17 protein-coding genes are annotated in these 16474 nt (G+C 55.9%); 1 reads left to right on the top strand and 16 read right to left on the bottom strand.

Annotated features, from left to right (window positions below):
• The first annotated feature begins 298 nt into the window (after positions 1-298).
• On the top strand, positions 299-1186 hold the full coding sequence (locus tag A7E78_RS00930) for a lytic murein transglycosylase (RefSeq protein ID WP_235606771.1): 888 nt from the start codon (positions 299-301) through the stop codon (positions 1184-1186).
• A 15-nt stretch (positions 1187-1201) separates the two neighbouring features.
• Here the strand turns inward: A7E78_RS00930 and A7E78_RS00925 are convergent, their stop codons facing one another.
• The 16 genes from A7E78_RS00925 to nifH all read right to left on the bottom strand — a co-directional run bounded on the left by A7E78_RS00925 (position 1202) and on the right by nifH (position 16462).
• Positions 1202-2044, bottom strand: a complete 843-nt coding sequence (locus A7E78_RS00925; RefSeq protein ID WP_072282508.1) for a GNAT family N-acetyltransferase — start codon at positions 2042-2044, stop codon at positions 1202-1204.
• A gap of 40 nt (positions 2045-2084) precedes the next feature.
• Positions 2085-2600, bottom strand: a complete 516-nt coding sequence (locus A7E78_RS00920) for a ferritin family protein (protein WP_072282507.1) — start codon at positions 2598-2600, stop codon at positions 2085-2087.
• 79 nt (positions 2601-2679) lie between these two features.
• Positions 2680-3819 carry a homocitrate synthase gene (gene nifV / locus A7E78_RS00915; protein ID WP_072282506.1) on the bottom strand — a complete coding sequence of 380 codons (1140 nt, stop codon included), beginning with the start codon at positions 3817-3819 and terminating at the stop codon, positions 2680-2682.
• 312 nt (positions 3820-4131) lie between these two features.
• The gene (locus A7E78_RS00910) at positions 4132-5151 is read right to left on the bottom strand and encodes an ATP-binding cassette domain-containing protein (RefSeq protein WP_072282505.1); all 1020 of its coding nucleotides are present in this window, start codon (positions 5149-5151) and stop codon (positions 4132-4134) included.
• A complete protein-coding gene (locus A7E78_RS00905; RefSeq protein ID WP_072282504.1) occupies positions 5148-5834 on the bottom strand; it encodes a GTP-binding protein in 687 nt (228 codons plus the stop codon). Before A7E78_RS00905 ends, A7E78_RS00910 begins: the two co-directional genes overlap by 4 nt.
• On the bottom strand, positions 5831-7051 hold the full coding sequence (locus A7E78_RS00900; RefSeq protein ID WP_072282503.1) for an ABC transporter substrate-binding protein: 1221 nt from the start codon (positions 7049-7051) through the stop codon (positions 5831-5833). Before A7E78_RS00900 ends, A7E78_RS00905 begins: the two co-directional genes overlap by 4 nt.
• A 21-nt stretch (positions 7052-7072) precedes the next feature.
• Positions 7073-7783, bottom strand: coding sequence for a molybdate ABC transporter permease subunit (gene modB / locus A7E78_RS00895; RefSeq protein ID WP_072282502.1), 711 nt, complete (start codon positions 7781-7783; stop codon positions 7073-7075).
• 100 nt (positions 7784-7883) lie between these two features.
• A complete protein-coding gene (gene modA, locus A7E78_RS00890) occupies positions 7884-8642 on the bottom strand; it encodes a molybdate ABC transporter substrate-binding protein (protein WP_072282501.1) in 759 nt (252 codons plus the stop codon).
• A gap of 62 nt (positions 8643-8704) precedes the next feature.
• The gene (gene modC, locus A7E78_RS00885; RefSeq protein WP_072282500.1) at positions 8705-9760 is read right to left on the bottom strand and encodes a molybdenum ABC transporter ATP-binding protein; all 1056 of its coding nucleotides are present in this window, start codon (positions 9758-9760) and stop codon (positions 8705-8707) included.
• A 57-nt stretch (positions 9761-9817) separates the two neighbouring features.
• Positions 9818-10732 (bottom strand): radical SAM protein, encoded by a 915-nt coding sequence (locus tag A7E78_RS00880; RefSeq protein ID WP_072282499.1) that lies wholly within the window; start codon positions 10730-10732, stop codon positions 9818-9820.
• Between the two features lie 376 nt (positions 10733-11108).
• Positions 11109-11453, bottom strand: coding sequence for a NifB/NifX family molybdenum-iron cluster-binding protein (locus A7E78_RS00875; protein ID WP_072282498.1), 345 nt, complete (start codon positions 11451-11453; stop codon positions 11109-11111).
• Between the two features lie 56 nt (positions 11454-11509).
• Positions 11510-11773 carry a ferredoxin III, nif-specific gene (gene fdxB, locus A7E78_RS00870; protein WP_072282497.1) on the bottom strand — a complete coding sequence of 88 codons (264 nt, stop codon included), beginning with the start codon at positions 11771-11773 and terminating at the stop codon, positions 11510-11512.
• A gap of 176 nt (positions 11774-11949) precedes the next feature.
• Positions 11950-12330: a nitrogen fixation protein NifX gene (gene nifX / locus A7E78_RS00865; protein WP_072282496.1), complete on the bottom strand. Its 381-nt coding sequence runs from the start codon at positions 12328-12330 to the stop codon at positions 11950-11952.
• A gap of 183 nt (positions 12331-12513) precedes the next feature.
• Positions 12514-13977 carry a nitrogenase molybdenum-iron protein subunit beta gene (nifK, locus tag A7E78_RS00860; RefSeq protein WP_072282495.1) on the bottom strand — a complete coding sequence of 488 codons (1464 nt, stop codon included), beginning with the start codon at positions 13975-13977 and terminating at the stop codon, positions 12514-12516.
• A 76-nt stretch (positions 13978-14053) separates the two neighbouring features.
• Positions 14054-15508, bottom strand: coding sequence for a nitrogenase molybdenum-iron protein alpha chain (gene nifD / locus A7E78_RS00855; RefSeq protein ID WP_072282494.1), 1455 nt, complete (start codon positions 15506-15508; stop codon positions 14054-14056).
• Positions 15509-15598: 90 nt separating this feature from the next.
• Positions 15599-16462, bottom strand: coding sequence for a nitrogenase iron protein (gene nifH, locus A7E78_RS00850; protein WP_072284978.1), 864 nt, complete (start codon positions 16460-16462; stop codon positions 15599-15601).
• Positions 16463-16474: the final 12 nt, after the last annotated feature.

Here is a 16474-nt window from a genome sequence, read left to right as displayed (position 1 = left end):
ATAAGCAACTACATCCCCACCGCGCCCTGCTGCCTCCGTTGCCACCTCTTTACTTAAATTATGCCCTGCCAATAACCACAACCTTTCTAACGCGCTTATTTTTTCGCCAAGGCTTTTTAAAGCCCACCCTGTCTCCGACAGTGATTCAATCGTGTATTTTCTGATGAAGGCGCACACTGACTCGCGCACCGGACTCCGCTTCAACCATAAGGTAACACCAGTATTTATCTGGAGCACCAAGCGGCGGTCGGTAAGCTTTCTCAACAACGATCCAAATAAGGAGGGGTTTGCGCAATGGATGGTGGGGCTTCAAACCGAAGCTGCTGCCGCAGGCATTTCTCATCGAACACTGGAACGAGCCCTGGCAGACATAAAAAAGCCTCTGGCCAAGGTGATTGATGTCGATCGCAAGCAACCGGAGTTTACCCAGACCGTACAGGATTATGTCTCGACCCGGATCAGCGGCTACAGAATCAAAGATGGTCGCAAAATGAAAAGGCGCTATCCGATCTGGCTGGGACGGGTCGAAGATCGCCACGGGGTGCAGAGGCGCTTCATCCTTGCCCTGTGGGGGATAGAGACCAATTACGGCAGGCACACCGGTAACTTTCCGGTGATCGAGGCTTTGGTCTCTTTGTCTTATGACGGGCGGCGTAGTGATTATTTTCGTAGGGAGTTGCTCGAAGCCTTACGGATTGTCGATGCCGGCCACATTCCCTTGAAACATATGAAAGGTTCCTGGGCAGGGGCCATGGGACAGTGCCAGTTCATGCCCTCGGTTTTTTGTGCCTATGCCGTGGACGCCGAGGGTGACGGGCGCATCGATATCTGGCATTCTGTGCCCGATGTCCTGGCTTCGGGCGCCAATTTCCTGGCCGCATCGGGCTGGAAGAATGATCAGACCTGGGGTCGGCCGGTAAAGTTGCCAAAAGGATTTGACACTTCCCTCGTCGGGCTGGAAAAGCGGTTGCCTCTGCCAAAATGGCAAGCCCTTGGCGTGCGACGCGTCGACGGCCGTGCCCTGCCCCGGCGTAACCTTGATGCCTCGCTGTTACTCCCCGACGGACCGGGCAGTCAGGCCTATCTGGTGTATGACAATTTCAGGGTATTGCGGGTCTGGAACAAGTCCAATGCCTTTGCCTTGGCGGTCGGCCTGCTTTCTGACCAGCTGGCCAAAGGCAAATAGATCGGTAATTGCCTTTCACCCCATGCTGCCAAGACTGGCAAAGGATACCAGTCGATTCAGATCAATTCCGGTAACATCTCCTCGAGCCATCAGGCGGTTCCTCCCTTGCAGGACGAATCCAGCGTCTTGCAGGTCCTGCGGCGGTAAACTGCCGGTTCGCAGATCGATGACCAACTCCTCTTCGGTTTTTGCCGTCTCAACAGCGAGAACCAGCAACCTGCGATATTCTGCGGCATCCGAACTGTCGCCAAACCAGGGGCCGAGAATCTGCAGCCCCGGTTCCCGCTGCAACAGAGCAACGCTCGCGCCGCAAAGCAGCAGCCTTCCTTTGGGCAGCAAATAGTTCAACAAGGCACGCTGTTCTCCCCACACCTCCTGATCAGCATCCTGCAGGGCAATATTTCTATGATTCGGTTCTTCGACGTCCTCCAAGCAAGGAATACTGCCTGCGCCGGCCCCTTTTGGCCTAACCCAGCGTTCCACCTGTCCAATAATCTCAAAGCCACGGCGCAGATAGAGGGGGAAACCCGATTCAGACGCGGTTAGCCAAATAGAGCGCGTCTTTTGTTGCTCCAGGAGTAGAATTGCCTGGTCGAGCAGGTGCTGGCCATGGCCTTGCCCCCTGCAAGGCTCGGGCACAATGAGGTTACCAATCCACGCGCTGTGACCGTGGTTCACCAGAGTGATAAGACCTAGAAAAAGTCCCCCGCAACGCAGCGCCATGGCACTGCCTGCAAGGGGACCGCAAAATAGTTCTATTTCGGTGGCGGGGACACGCCAGCCTTCTCCTGCGGCCGCATACATAAACTCCCGCCAGTCATCAGCTCCGGGCTGAACGAATTTTTTCCTGTTATCCATCCGCTTTCACCCGTCAACACCGGAGCTCAATTGACACGCCTCAGTCCACATCTCGTCCGAACTGATGAAACTCAGACAGGTTGCTGAACTCACCAGTGGCGAGATACTGATTGGGGGCATTGATAAAATCATACACGCTTTGAAAATCCTCAACATGCCGGGCTTCTTCCTCGGCAATGACCTTCAAGTATTTTTTCATTTTTCCAGAACGGGTCTGTTCCAGCATATTTCGAAAACAATGAATTTCTGCCGTTTCCAGTTCCAGAGCAAAACGGTAGGCGTTCTCCAAACCACCATCAGCTTCATCGGCCACGGCATCCTTGATGGATACCATCCGCCACGGGCTGCAGTTTTCGTCCATTACCGGACAAGATTTTTCATCCCCGGTTCCTTCAGACGAAGTCATGCTTTCAATGAAGCGGTACCGTTCTATATGGTCGGAGGCCAGATCGGCAAAGAACCGTTTGTATCCGAGGTCGGATGCGGAGTTGGACAGCGTTAGATAAAATTCCGTCGCATCCTGTTCCATCTGCAGGGCAAAATCGAAAAGATTCATGGTTGGCTCCTTTCGTTTCGGGGCCCTTGAGGAACCAGGTCCCCATATGATCTACTGTAGCATGACCGGCATATTCCAGTCAGGCCACCTTTGGCAAGTCGCGGCAGAGTTCTAATAGTTCCTCGTCGCTGATGGGACTCTTGCATTTCTGAGACCGTCTCCGAACCTCTTCCAGCAAATCCGCCAGGGACAAACCCTCCGGCGCCAGGCCGAGCTGGCGAATGCGAGCGATGAGCGCCTGGCTGCCGGAGTGCTTACCCAGCACCAGGTAGCGGGACAGCCCCACCTCCTGCGGATCGAAGGCTTCGTAATTGCGAGGATTTTTCAGCACTCCGTCGACATGCAGTCCGGATTCGTGGGAAAAAACCTTTTCGCCGACGATGGCCTTCCATTCAGGGACCGGTCGGGCACTAGCCTGCCCAACATAGCGGGAAACCTCCACGAAACGACTACTGTCTATGTCACAATCAACGCCACAGGCATGCTTGAGAGCCATGACAACCTCTTCCAAGGCGGCATTGCCGGCCCGTTCGCCAAGACCGTTGACGGTGGTGTTGACAAAGCGGGCGCCGGCCTTGATGCCGGCAATAGCGTTGGCGGTAGCCATGCCGAGATCGTTATGGGTGTGCACCTCGATGGGCAGAGCGCAATGCTTAGTCAGGTGCTTCACCTTGTCGTAGGTAGCGAAGGGATCAAGCAGGCCGAGAGTGTCGCAGAAACGAAAGCGGTCGGCACCCATATCCCGGGCAATGGTCATTAGTTCAAGCAGGAAATCGAGATCAGCGCGGCTCGAATCTTCGCCGCCGACGGAGACGTAGAGATCATGCTGTTTGGCGAAACCTAGGGCCGTTTTCAGCTGCTCACGGACCCAGTGGCGATCTTTGCGCAACTTGTACTCGATATGGATATCCGACACACAGAGGGAAATATCGACCGCCCCCACCCCGCAGGCCAGCGACGCCTTAAGGTCGGAGATCAACGCCCGGTTCCAGGTAATGAGCCGGGCGTTGAGATCCATCTCTACCAGGGCCCGCACCGCAACCTGTTCGTCACCTCCCATCGCCGGAATACCGCACTCGAGCTCGTGAATCCCCATCTCATCGAGAGTGCGGGCAATGGTCTTTTTCTCTTCCAGAGTAAATACCACCCCGGCCGTCTGCTCACCATCACGCAGGGTGGTATCGTCGATAATGACACTCGGCAGTTTGTCTTCGCTCATGATCTGACCTCATCTGGTCGGCCGCACCAGTTCCAACTTAGAAATCTGGCGTCTTTTAGAAACCGACCGTAAACGTAAAAACCCCGGCAGTCTGAACGACTCCGGGGCTGCATTGCCCGATTCACCGCGCCATTGCGGTTACTGAAACTTCCGTAAAACCTATCTTCTTATTGAGCAATTCTCGTACCAGAAAATAAAACCTGTATTTGCCAAAAGTTACGAAACTGAAGGGGGATTGGTTGCCACAATTTTCAGCGTTAAAAAAGATAGGTGCTACCCCTAAAGGCAGTTGTAATGAGGAGGGTCCCCAAGCTAGGACAGAAATAAATCGAGATCGAAGGAGATACGGCGACCCTGCCGTACCTGGTCGCGCAACTCGGCAAGTTTGCGATCGAGGACATTAAGTTGTTCGAGGCCACGGCGCTCTTCATCGCTGGTCTCTATGACCGCAGCGATGCCGCCATTTTTAATCACTAGGCGGCGATGACCGGACAGTGCGAGGATTGGATCGTGAGTAGCCATGAGCACAATCTTCTCCTGCTTGACCAGCAATTCCAGAGCCCTGCGGCGGTCGACTCCGGCGTTTTCGATTTCGTCGATCAACACGATGGGAGAGGCGCTCAAACAGGCCACGTCAGCGATCATCAGCGCCCGGGACTGGCCGCCGGACAGGGCGGTGACCGGCGTGGCGAGGGTAAAGGGTTCACCGGCCAGGTCAACGGCCGTAGCAAAGACCTGCTCTATGGCGCCGTCAATATCGTCCACCAGACGACTTTCGGCGTGCAGGGCGATGAACTCCTGTACCGACAGGTCCATGACGAAGTTCATGTTCTGCGAGAGCTGGGCGACCAACCGCGTCTCCCCGGCCAGGCGGGCGCTTTCGTCAGCCGGTTCGCCATCGAGGAGAATGCGCCGCCCGGAAGGAGTATCACCCTGGGCAAGGCACTCGATATCAGCCAACAAGCGACTCTTGCCGGAACCGGTCGGACCGACCACGCAGACCACGTCGCCGACGGTCAGCTCCAGCTGTATCTCCTCCGGTTGGCCAGCCTTGTCGCAGCCGCCGAGGATGGTCACGGTGCGCACCGGCTGGGCGGCACCAGCCTTGAACTGCTCCATCTGTTTGACAAACTCGGCAAACTGGGTCATCAGCTCCTGACGGTCAAGGCCGAACTCGGTAAGTTGTTCCGCCGGCACAGCATCGATAACTTGTCCCAGTCGCTGCCCTTTGCTTGGCAGCGGAATGCCCATTGCGGCAAAGAAATCCCGCACATAAGGGCGCTCCTTCAGCAATTGAGGCAAAGGTTGTTGCAGCAATTCGTCGAGCATCATGAGAAATCCATCGTCTTGATGTTGCCGATCTGACAATCGGGACCGATGCGGGTTTCGCCCAGGCAATAGGAACAGAGGGCGGCCGGCATGGAGAAACGCAGCCGCTTGCCTTCCAGGGTACCGAAAGGCCGCGCTCCCTTGATGTGCCGCTGCAGCAGCAGGCTGCCCTGACCGGTGAGACCGTTGACCGGCAGCACCGCGGCCTTGGGGTTGACCTGTCGCACACGAAAGGCGAACACCTCCCGCTCGGCCTGAGAAACGATGTCTCCCTTGGTGATCACCGCCACATCGGCGGTCTTGAGCATCGGTCCGATCTTGCGCGGGGTGTGCATACCGCTGAGGTTGTCCACCACGCACACGGCCAGCACCTCGTCGATATGGGGTGAACAGCGGTTGCACAGACCGGCGCTTTCGCTGATCAGCAGATCGAACCCGCTGCGGATTCCCCACTGCAGGCCTTGTTCGATATTGGCGATAAAAAAATGATCAGGGCAGAGACCACCGGCAAGGCCGGTCTTGACCGGCAGACCGGCCCGGGCATAACGATGCTCATCCTCGCTGGACAGGCAGTCGAACTTGATAATACCGATACGCAAGCCCTCGGCGACCAAACTCTCGGCGACCCGCAACACCACCGAGGTCTTACCGCTCGATGGCGGCCCGGCCACGGTGACCAGTTTCATGAAACAACTCCCTTAACCGCCGGCATGAACACATCGTCGATGGCGGCATTGACAACGGCCAGATCGTTGGCCCGGATGAATTCCCAGCCGATCCACTTGAGGGGCTTTTCCTGTAACTCGCCGGGAAGGTCGGCGTGAGGGGTGGGAAAACGGGCTCCGACCAGTACCTTGCCGAGCTCCTTGCCGGTCAGGTAGTCGAGCACAGGCTGCAGTTCGGCAACCCTATCTTTTTTCACCATCAGGGTCACCGGGCTGGCCAGGGCGCCATCTGCGGGCCAGATGATACGAATCCGTTCCTGATGCTTTACCCGGTGGGCGAAAAATTCGGGCATCACGTAGAGGGCGCCGCCTTGAGCGCTGTCGATGGCCTTGACCATCTGCGCCGGATGCAATCCATCGCACACATTGCGCGCCAGCTTGAGAAGCCCCTCGGCACCGTGTTCCCGGTAGATGGGCAGCAGCACCGCATGGCAGAAGAAATCCTTGTTACCACGCAGGGTCACCTCCCCCTCCCAGTGCTCTGCGAGCAGATCGTCCCAGCAGGCGGGCAGCGGTCGGTCGCCAGTCTTGTCGAGATCGGCGACCATCACCAGCGGATTGACACCAAGGATCGAATACTGGTGTTCGGGATCGAGGATACCCGCTTTTTCATAAGAGGTGGTCGGCAGAGTCTCGGCCACATCGATGAAATTTCCAGCCTCGACAAAGCGCTTGTAAAAACTCTGGTGATAGAAGGAATTAAAATCGGCGGAAACGACGATGTCGGGCAATTCTTCGATGCGCTCAATGGTACTGACATAAGAATAATAGGAAAGCTCCTGGTTGAGATTGCCCTCGACGGCATAGGTGATGGCGGGGCCGCCGGCCTTGCGCAAGTCAGTGAGAAAAGTGCTGATCGCCTTGGCAAAAGGTACCTTGATGCCGCAGGGCATCAGCGCCAGAAGGGTTAAATCCCCCTGGCTCTGGTAATCGATCAGGCCGGGCGCCTCACACACCTCTTCCTCGGCTATGGCTTCGTTAAGCAGGCGTATAAAAGACTGGACGGCGACCCCCCGACTGCGCAAAGCAGTCCCAAGAGTAAGAAAGGGGGCCAGCACCCGCATGCCTTCCTCGCTAGTCAACGCTTCCAGCCCGTGGGCAGCAAATACCGGCCTGGTCTCCGGCCAGCGGTTGACTAAATCAGCGATTTTCATATCAAGGTGTATCGATTGGATCATGAAGATTCTCCTGAGGATGAGTCACTGCCCGGAACAGCAATCCCTGCGGACCCGCCCGTAACGAAAATGACGTAAGGCCATCTCGCTGAACAGCAACACCACATAGGACAGGACGATAGCCACCAGACACAGGGCCAGGGCACGGGTCTCGCCTCCCGGTGAATTGGAATAGTCGAAGATCGCCAGGGGAATGGTCTGGGTCACGCCGGGAATATTGCCTGCCAGAATGATAGTCGCGCCAAATTCACCGAGACTGCGGGCAAAGGCCAAGGTCGCGCCAGCCAGCATCGACGGCAAGGACAGAGGCAGCACGACGGTCAGCAGGGTGTCGTGCCAGGCGGCTCCAAGAGTGCGAGAGGCATGTAGCAAATGGGGATCGATTTGCTCCATGCCAAGACGAATGGCCCGCACCATCAACGGCAGGCCGATAAGCGCTGAGGCGACTACCGCCGCCTTCCAGGTAAAGACGATCTGGATCCCAAGGTTGTCGAGTAGGGCACCGAGCCAAGCCTGACGGCCGAGAAGCAAAAGCAGCAGATAGCCGACCACCACCGGCGGCAGCACAAGTGGCAGGTTGATAAAGCCATCGAGCAGCGGCTTGCCCGGCAGGCGGCTGAAGACCAGCAGCCAGGCGAGGCCGAAGCCGACCGGCAGGGCGACCAGAGTGGCGACGGTGGCTACCCGGGCAGACAGCCATAGGGCTTGGAGATCGCTGGGGGAGAAATCGAGCATTCTTTTCTATATCCTTTTAGTGATGCCGCTATAGACGGATGCTTTTTAAAGTCAGAACCGGCGGGTCACGAACGCAAGCTGCAGCGAGAACCAAGGGAGCTTATTCCTCCACAACAAACCCATGCCGTACAAAAATCTCTTTAGCTACCTTGCCTTTTAAAAACTCCATAAAAGCAAGCGCCTCTTCCTTGTCCGCCCCGGCAACCGTCAACCCCATCGGATAACTCACCCGCGGATAGAGCTCCGCCGGCACCTCCAGCAGAATCTTCGCCTGCCCTGCCAACAATGCGTCGGTAGCATAAACAAAGGCGACATCAACCTCGCCGCGGTCGGCATAAAGCAGCGCCTGGCGTACATCCTTGGCCATGATCAGCTTGCCCTCGGCCAGCAGCGACTGATAGAGTCCGGCCTTGGCAAGCGCCTGCTGGGCATAACGGCCGGCCGGCACACTCTTCGGGCTGCCGAGCGCAATACGCGCTAACCCGTTCAAATCACTCATTGCACCGATGGAGAGATTGGGACGCCCCACCAGCACCATTCGATTGTAAGCCAGGGTACCGACCGTGGCAGCCGGAACGATGCCCTGAGCCACCACGTAATCCATCCACTTGGGATTCGCAGAAATATAGACATCGGCGGGTGCTCCTGCAGTAAGCTGCTTGGCCAACGCTCCAGAGGAAGCAAAATTGGACAACAGTCGGGCTTCCGGGTGCTTTTCGGTAAATGCCGCTCCAACTTCTTTGATCACATCGATCATGCTGCCGGCAACAGAAAGCCGCAACTCGCCCGCCCACAGAGTCGAAGGAAACAGCAAAAGCAGTAGAAGAAGAAAACGGGTTGTTATGTTACGGATATCCATCTGGAAGCTCCTTCTGGTTAAAGCGAAAGAAACAGAGCGCATCGTCACTATTTCCACAACTTTCACAACAGCCGTCTAAAAGCTGCCGCTTTAATCGCGGCAAAAACCTTGCCCCCTTCCTTTAGTTCCAATTCCGCTGCGGCTTCCCGTACCACCTGGGCTACCAGTCGCTGGCCGCCACAGTCGAGCACCACGCCGACGTTCCCGTTACAGGGAATCAGCTCGACCAGGGTCGCCTCCAACAGGTTGCGCGCCGATAAAGCCTGAGGATGACGCTTGAATAACAGAATATCCTTGCTTGCCAGCCCAAACAGTCCGGAGCCGCTCGATTCCTTGCTCGATACGATCAGCTCGGTAGTTCCCCAACGGTAGGCCAGTAGATCGCCAACCTCTCGCGAAGCCCCTAATTGCAGATGATTGAGATAGCCCGATTCGCAATGGGCCAGGCGCTCTCTGGCCATACTCTCCGCATCGCTGGTGGTCTTGAGTCGGCCATTTTTAAAGACCAGCACTCGATCCGTCAGCAACCGCATCTCACTCAGAGAATGGGAGATATAGAGATAAGGAATATCAAAGCGACGCAGGGTCTTGCGCAAAAAAGGGATGATCTGTTCTTTAAGACCGTGATCTAGAGCACTCAGAGGTTCGTCCAGAATCAATAAGTCCGGAGCAGCCAGCAGGGCCCGGCCCAGGGCAATTCGCTGCCGCTCACCACCGGATAGGGCCGCAACGCTACGGGAAAGCAGATGTTCGATATCCAGGGCACTGGCGACATCGGCAAGAGCCAACTTGCGGCGTTGCAGAGGCAAGCGTCGATGACCGTAGAGCAAATTACGCCGCACATTGAGATGGGGAAAGAGATGAGCGTGTTGAAACACCACTGCGACCCGGCGCTGCTCTGGCGGCAGACTGATTTGGCTGCGGCTGTCGTGTAAAACACGCCCGTCCAGTCGAATCAACCCCTCGTCGGGCGGCAGCAATCCGGCCAGCAAGTTGACCAAAGTCGACTTGCCGCTACCGGAAGGACCGAAAATCCCGGTGCGGCGCCCTTCGACAGAGAAGGCGGCGGCGAACTCAAAAGAGCCCAACCGCATATGTAGATCGACATCCAGGTGCATAATCAACTCGACAGGGTTACGGACAAAAATCGCTTCATCATTCGGTCAATATTCCGATTAACCGGTGCAGGTCAGACGTCCGGAAACTTCCGATGGCTTCTTCAAAGAACACAGATCAATATCCTCACCAATCAGCCCAGCTGCATCGGCGCGGCACTGGCCACAGTGGCGGGCCTGAGTCAAAATTGATTCCGCCTGGTTGCGCACCAAATCCATGACCAAATCCGTAGGACGCTCCCGGTCATGGAATATCCCCTGGGGAATTAACGGCAGAATATTCATCATGCTGGCGCCCAGTTTGCGGACCGCCACCGCCAACGGCAGGGTTTCGTGGTCGTTGATTCCGGGGATGTAGACGGTATTTATCTTGACCAGCATGTCGGCGGCCACCGCCGCTTCAACCCCTGCCATCTGCCGCGCGAGGAGAAGCTTGGCGCCAGCTTCGCCGTTATAGCGCTGACCATCCGCCCGCACCCACTCGTAAACCTTGGCGCCTACCTCCGGAGTCAAGGCATTGATAGTTACTGTAACGCTATGCACTCCTAGTTCCTTGAGTTCGTCGATGCGCTCAGGCAGCAGCATGCCGTTGGTGGACAGGCACAGCATTAAATGCGGAAAGTGCTTTTTCACCAGACGAAAAGTCTCAAAAGTATTCTCGTTGGCCAGTGGATCGCCGGGGCCGGCAATCCCCACAACTCGCATGTTTTTGCCTCCGACAGGGTGGCTCATGACCAGCCGCAGTCGATCAAGGGCTTCGGTCGGAGACAGCACACGACTGGTAACACCTGGACGATTTTCGTTAGCGCAATCGAACTTACGCTCGCAGAAGCCGCACTTGATATTGCAGCCGGGCGCTACAGGCAGATGAATACGGCCTGCCTTCTGATGATCACCTCCAAAGCAGGGATGGCCCGACTGATTGTTGGGGTGACCTGCCTGATTGCTGGAACGGGAGCAACTGCTTGCTGACATGGTTGTACTCCTTTCTTAGGGCTAAAAAATAGAAAAGCCCCGCAGGGATATCCCTGAGGGGCTTCATTGCCATTATTATTCGCAGCACTCCGTTGTGCCTGTCAATTCCAGATTAGCGTTCAGCCGGTCTTAAAAAATCGAAAAAGTGGGTTGGAGACCAGACAGCCTCCAACCCCATGGAAAGGAGCGAGCTTTTTCGAAATCTGACTGACGCCTGTTGTTGATAGTCTTTATTGCATAGCCCGTGCCAGCTCTAAAACGGCATAAAAAAGGGCAGATAGCCTCTTTTGGAGGTCTATCTGCCCATGCCGTTAGCAATTGCAGATCCGAAAGGTTACTTTTTTCGCACCGGCCGAGCTCCTCCCACAGGAGCCCGTCAACATCCCCCCGCGGAAAGCAATACAAAAGCGTTGTGCAACGCATCTTCCACCGGGCCCTGAGCGGTAAAGGCCTGAATTCCTGCCTCGGCCAGGGACATGCGCGGCAGATCACCGATCTGCACACAGACTACAGCCCGACAGCCATCGAGACATTTTGCAATCGCGGAAAAACGCTGCTCGTGTTCGGTGTGATTGGGGTCGCTGGTGCAATATTGCGCTACCTCGACCTCATTAAGACGGCAGACCGACTGTTCTGTAACATCGAACAGGGTGAAGATCGAGGTCTTGCCAAAATGGAGATCGACTTCCTGGCCTGAACTGGTGGCAACGGCGATAAGCATCAGCGACTCCTTTCTGCTGCCGGCACCGCCCGAGGAAGGTGCCGGTCAAATGCGGATCAAGCTTCCAGGGGTTTGAAAGAGAAAGCTTTTTTCGGACAAGTCACGCCGCAGGCAGCGCAACCGATACAGTTTCCGTCATTCTCTACAAACATGAACATGCGCGCTGAATCCTCTTCGTCAATTTCCTTGAAGCCAAGGACCTTGCGTGAGCAGGCCTTGTAACAGCGTCCGCAGCCGATACATTTTTCTTCGTCGATGGACTCGGCGAAGGTCGGGGTCCATTCACTGCCGTCTTTGGTTTTAGCGGTGTAATAAGCCATTATCATCTCTCCTTGTGCGATCTTTCGATTGGTAGCTTACGGGATTAATTCTTCCTACTGGTTCTATCAGGCCGTCGCAAAATATTCGTCAGAAAGCTGGGGAACTTTGGGGGGTCAGTGCAGTCCATAAACAAACCTGACATTCTTGCGACGGATCATCAATTATCGAATAAAAATTACGTAGGCCGCTCATCTTTGAGCATGGCCTTGCGCAGCCAGGGGGGAGGATTGCCCTGCAATACCTGCTGCAGTTTCTCAACCACCTCCTGAATTGTCTCTTCGCCCTCGCCCTTACTCTTGATCGGATGGATCTTATTCGCCACCAATTTGGCGGCCGCCGGCCCGCCTATCTGAGTAACATAAACGATGGCACAGTCGCTCAAAGCGCCAAGCCGAGCCGCGATCTTGTCTTCTGAATCGGCTCCGTCTGGTTGTACCTGCACCATACCGGCAAAACGTGCCTGGTCCATCTGCACATCCCAGATGGCAAATTTTTCCGCCCAGCCGAAATGCTGGTCGATGTGATTATTGTCGCTGCTGGCGAAGGCTACTTTCATGGTAAATCCTCTCTTGACCGGTTCGTTCACCACGGTCAGTCGTCGTGTCAATGCCACGGTCTTTCCTCCCGCGAGTCGAAGGTCCCGACCCTGCCTGTGCCCTTCATGAATGTTCAGCTAATAGTAAATCACCGGCAGGGGAGAGATGCTTCCTCTCCCCTGCCTGCATGAAACACATGGTGATTAGCGCATCATTTCGAAATTACGATCCTCGCAGGTTACATCGACCTGGTCGAGGAAGGTGTTGGCGATCCAGGTCAGCAGGTTAATAGCCCCCTGGTAGCCGATGGTCGGATAACGATGCAGGTTGACCCGGTCCATGATCGGGAAACCGGCCCGGATCAGAGGAATACCGAGATCGCGGGTGATAAACTTGCCGTGGGCGTCTCCGATCAGGGCATCGACGGGGTCGGTGGCACACAGGCTGCGCAGATGCCACAGGTCCTTGTTGATCCAGATGTTGCAATCGGCACCGTAGGGAGAGGTATCGAGCAGCTCCTGCATCGTCTTTTTGAACTTCTTGTTCGAGCGGCTGCAGAGGATGTGGTAAGGACGAGCGCCCATCTCCAGCAAGAAAGAGACGACGCCAAGCAGCCAGTCGGGGTCACCGTAGATGGCGAACTTCTTGTTGTGCAGATACTGATGAGCATCTGTCATGGCATCAACCGCCCGGCCGCGCTCGTCTATGAGTTCCTGGGGTACCGGCTTGTCGAACAGCTCGGAGATCTTCATCAGCAGTTCATCGGTCTTCTTAACACCGATAGGCATAGGCAGGGTTTCCACCGGTGCATCGGTATTGGCGCTGAACCACTTCATAGTCTCCTTGGTGGAGTACTGCTGCAAAGCGATGGTGGCGTGAGCATTCAGGGCGTCGGCCGCATCTTCCAGCGGAGTACCGCCCGGATAAGGATTATAAGTACCGGTCAGAGGCGAGTCGAAGGAGTCGGAGATGTCCGCCATCAGGGTGCAGGGGATATCAAAGGCCTTCATGTAGCGCTTGTACTCTCGGTAGTTGCCGGTGCAGGCGTCGAAACCGGGAATCAGGTTAAGACTGCCGTTGTCCTTGCCCTCGACCTTCTTGTCACCACCCAGGGTATTGAGAATCGACTTGAGCATCGGGTCGTAACCGTGAATATGGGTGCCGTTGAAGCTCGGGGTGTTGGCGTAAGGCACCGGGAAATCCGCGGGGATATGTCCTTCATTACGGGCATTCTGGATAAAGGCGGTCAGGTCGTCGCCGATAACCTCCGGCATGCAGGAGGTGAAGACCGCGATCATCTTCGGATGGTACAGGGTGTAGGCGTTTTCCAGCCCTTCGAAAAGGTTGTTCTGGCCGCCGAACACCGCGCCGTCTTCGGTCATGGCATCGGAAACGGCCGGAGCCGGCTCGCGGAAGTGACGGTTGAAGGCACTGCGGTAGTAGGACGCGCAACCCTGAGAACCGTGGACGAAGGGCAGAGTGCCTTCGAAACCGTGGGCGACCAGCTGGGCACCTAAAGGCTGACAAGCATGGGCCGGGTTGATAACCAGCCCTTCGCGGGCCATGTTCTTCTCTTTATATTCTTCGGTGTTGATCCATTCCTTGATCCGTTCCACCTCTTCAGTGGTGATCTCGGTAACTTTTTTTACTGCGCACTGTTCACTCATGACGAAACTCCTATATCAAGTGAGGCCTGGTTAGTGGGGAGCCGATTGCCGCTCCCTTCCCTCTCCTGTTTATGTTTTAAAAGGGTGCCTTGACCAAACCCCAGGTCGGGCTGTTGATGGCCATATCGATATCCCGAGCGAAGATGGGGAAACCGTCGTAGGCATGGTAAGGGCCGGAGTAATCCCAGCTGTGCATCTGGCGGAAAGGAACGCCGGCCTTCTGGAAGACATACTTTTCCTTAACACCACTGGCGACCAGGTCGGGGCGCATGGCCTCAACCCACTTCTCCAGTTCGATCTCGGAAGCATCGTCAAACACCAGGGTGCCCTTGTCCATTTCCGGATAAGTCCGATCGTAGTCATCGGTATGGGCGAATTCGTAACCGGAAGCGATGACCTTCATGCCGAGATCCTCGTAGGCGCCGATGGTATGACGGGGTCGCAGGCCGCCGACGAAGACCATGACGGTCTTGCCTTCGAGGCGGGGACGATACTCATCAATGACCTTCTGCATTGGCTCGGTGTACTTGGCGATAACCTTCTCGGCGTTCTCCTTGATCTTGTCATCGAACTGAGCCGCGATTTCCCGCAAACTCTTGGCGATCTGAGTCGGGCCGAAGAAGTTGAATTCCATCCAGGGGATACCGTATTTCTCTTCCATAACCTTGGCCATGTAGTTCATGGACCGATAGCAGTGGATGAGGTTGAGTTTTACCTGATGGGTGGCGGCGATATGCTCGATCTGGCCGTCGCCGGTCCAAATGGCCTTGACGTTAAGCCCCATTTCCTCAAGGATTTTTTTCGAGGCCCAGGCGTCACCGCCGATATTGTAGTCACCGATCAGGGCGATGTCGTAGTCACCGATCGGTTCGGCAAACTCGCGGGTGCCGATGATGTGGTCGCGGATGGTGTCGTTTGAGATGTGATGGCCAAGAGACTGGCTGACGCCGCGGAAACCTTCGCAGTTACAGGGCACCACCGGAATCTCCAGATCCTTGGCAGCATTCTTGGCCACGGCGTTGATGTCGTCACCGATGAGGCCGACCGGACACTCAGAAAGAATCGAGATGCCCTTGGTCAAGGGGAACAGTTCCTTGGCTTCGTCACAGATCTTCCTAAGCTTCTCGTCGCCGCCATAGACGATATCCCGCTCCTGGAAATCGGAGGTAAACTGCATGGCGCTAAAGACGTCAACGCCCATAGTGCCGTCAACCAGGTTACGGCGGGTACCCCAGCTGTAGTAACCGCAGCCGATAGGACCGTGGGAGACGTGAACCATGTCGCGTATCGGACCCCAAACCACCCCTTTGGCACCGGCATAGGCGCAGCCGCGGGCACTCATGACCCCGGGCACGGTCTTACGGTTGGAGCGAATCGCGCAGCCGGAATCTTCCGGATCGTTGGCGGACATATGGGGCGCACGCTTTGCGCGGGCTTTTTCTGTGTAAAGGTCGAGGGTTTTCTCCACCAATTCCTGCGTCTTTTCCTTAGTGATCCCCTCTAAGGGGTTCTTTTTATTAGTTTTTTCCATTATTTTTCTCCTCGCTAAAGTACATACAGTTAGGGGGCAAAGCGAACTGATATATCACTGGATCACCCTGCCCCCTGCCTAGCGGTTAAATTATGCGCCTTCGGCCTTGCCGACGATGGTCTCGTCCTCTTCCTCCATGATGCCGAATTCGAGGAGAAGGTCTTCCAATTCGTCCATGCTCAGGGGGGTGGGGACGACAAACATTTCGTTTTCACTGATTTTACGGGCCAGGTCCCGATATTCCTGAGCCTGCTTATGCTCGGGGGAGTACTCGATAACGGTCATGCGCCGCAGTTCGGCACGCTGTACCTGATTGTCGCGAGGCACGAAATGGATCATTTGAGTGCCGAGCTTGGCGGCCAGAGCTTCGATCAGTTCGGATTCTTTGTCGGTGTTACGGGAGTTACAGATCAGGCCGCCGAGTCGAACGCTGCCCGAAGAGGCATACTTGACGATACCTTTGCAGATGTTGTTGGCGGCGTACATGGCCATCATCTCGCCGGAAACAACGATGTAGATTTCCTGGGCCTTGTTTTCGCGGATCGGCATGGCGAAACCGCCGCAGACCACGTCACCGAGAACATCGTAGAAGACAAAATCGAGGTCCGGAGTGTAAGCGCCCTCTTCCTCAAGGAAGTTGATGGCAGTGATAACACCGCGGCCGGCACAACCGACACCCGGCTCGGGACCACCGGACTCAACACATTTAACGTCGCCGTAACCGTTTCTCAACACATCTTCCAGCTCCAGGTCCTCGACGGTACCGAGTTCGCGTACCTTGTCCATTACTGTTTCCTGAGCCTTAGCGTGGAGGATCAGGCGGGTAGAGTCGGCCTTGGGGTCACATCCGACGATCATGATTTTCTTACCCAAGGAGGCCAGACCAGCAACGGTATTCTGAGTGGTAGTGGATTTACCGATGCCGCCTTTGCCGTAGATTGCGAGTTGTCTCAGTTTCTTTGCCAT

The organism is Syntrophotalea acetylenivorans (assembly GCF_001887775.1).
GTDB classification, from domain to species: domain Bacteria; phylum Desulfobacterota; class Desulfuromonadia; order Desulfuromonadales; family Syntrophotaleaceae; genus Syntrophotalea_A; species Syntrophotalea_A acetylenivorans.
Note: the sequence above shows the minus strand (reverse complement) of the source record. Positions and strands in the feature narration are given on the sequence as shown.

Coding starts and splice junctions, on each gene's coding strand:
- modB (WP_072282502.1), bottom strand. CDS start 7,783: ATGCTCGATTTCTCCCCCAGCGATCTCCAAGCCCTATGGCTGTCTGCC.
- nifK (WP_072282495.1), bottom strand. CDS start 13,977: ATGAGTGAACAGTGCGCAGTAAAAAAAGTTACCGAGATCACCACTGAA.
- A7E78_RS00880 (WP_072282499.1), bottom strand. CDS start 10,732: ATGTCAGCAAGCAGTTGCTCCCGTTCCAGCAATCAGGCAGGTCACCCC.
- A7E78_RS00925 (WP_072282508.1), bottom strand. CDS start 2,044: ATGGATAACAGGAAAAAATTCGTTCAGCCCGGAGCTGATGACTGGCGG.
- A7E78_RS00920 (WP_072282507.1), bottom strand. CDS start 2,600: ATGAATCTTTTCGATTTTGCCCTGCAGATGGAACAGGATGCGACGGAA.
- A7E78_RS00910 (WP_072282505.1), bottom strand. CDS start 5,151: ATGATGCTCGACGAATTGCTGCAACAACCTTTGCCTCAATTGCTGAAG.
- A7E78_RS00900 (WP_072282503.1), bottom strand. CDS start 7,051: ATGATCCAATCGATACACCTTGATATGAAAATCGCTGATTTAGTCAAC.
- A7E78_RS00930 (WP_235606771.1), top strand. CDS start 299: ATGGTGGGGCTTCAAACCGAAGCTGCTGCCGCAGGCATTTCTCATCGA.
- nifD (WP_072282494.1), bottom strand. CDS start 15,508: ATGGAAAAAACTAATAAAAAGAACCCCTTAGAGGGGATCACTAAGGAA.
- fdxB (WP_072282497.1), bottom strand. CDS start 11,773: ATGGCTTATTACACCGCTAAAACCAAAGACGGCAGTGAATGGACCCCG.
- nifV (WP_072282506.1), bottom strand. CDS start 3,819: ATGAGCGAAGACAAACTGCCGAGTGTCATTATCGACGATACCACCCTG.
- modA (WP_072282501.1), bottom strand. CDS start 8,642: ATGGATATCCGTAACATAACAACCCGTTTTCTTCTTCTACTGCTTTTG.
- A7E78_RS00905 (WP_072282504.1), bottom strand. CDS start 5,834: ATGAAACTGGTCACCGTGGCCGGGCCGCCATCGAGCGGTAAGACCTCG.
- A7E78_RS00875 (WP_072282498.1), bottom strand. CDS start 11,453: ATGCTTATCGCCGTTGCCACCAGTTCAGGCCAGGAAGTCGATCTCCAT.
- nifX (WP_072282496.1), bottom strand. CDS start 12,330: ATGAAAGTAGCCTTCGCCAGCAGCGACAATAATCACATCGACCAGCAT.
- modC (WP_072282500.1), bottom strand. CDS start 9,760: ATGCACCTGGATGTCGATCTACATATGCGGTTGGGCTCTTTTGAGTTC.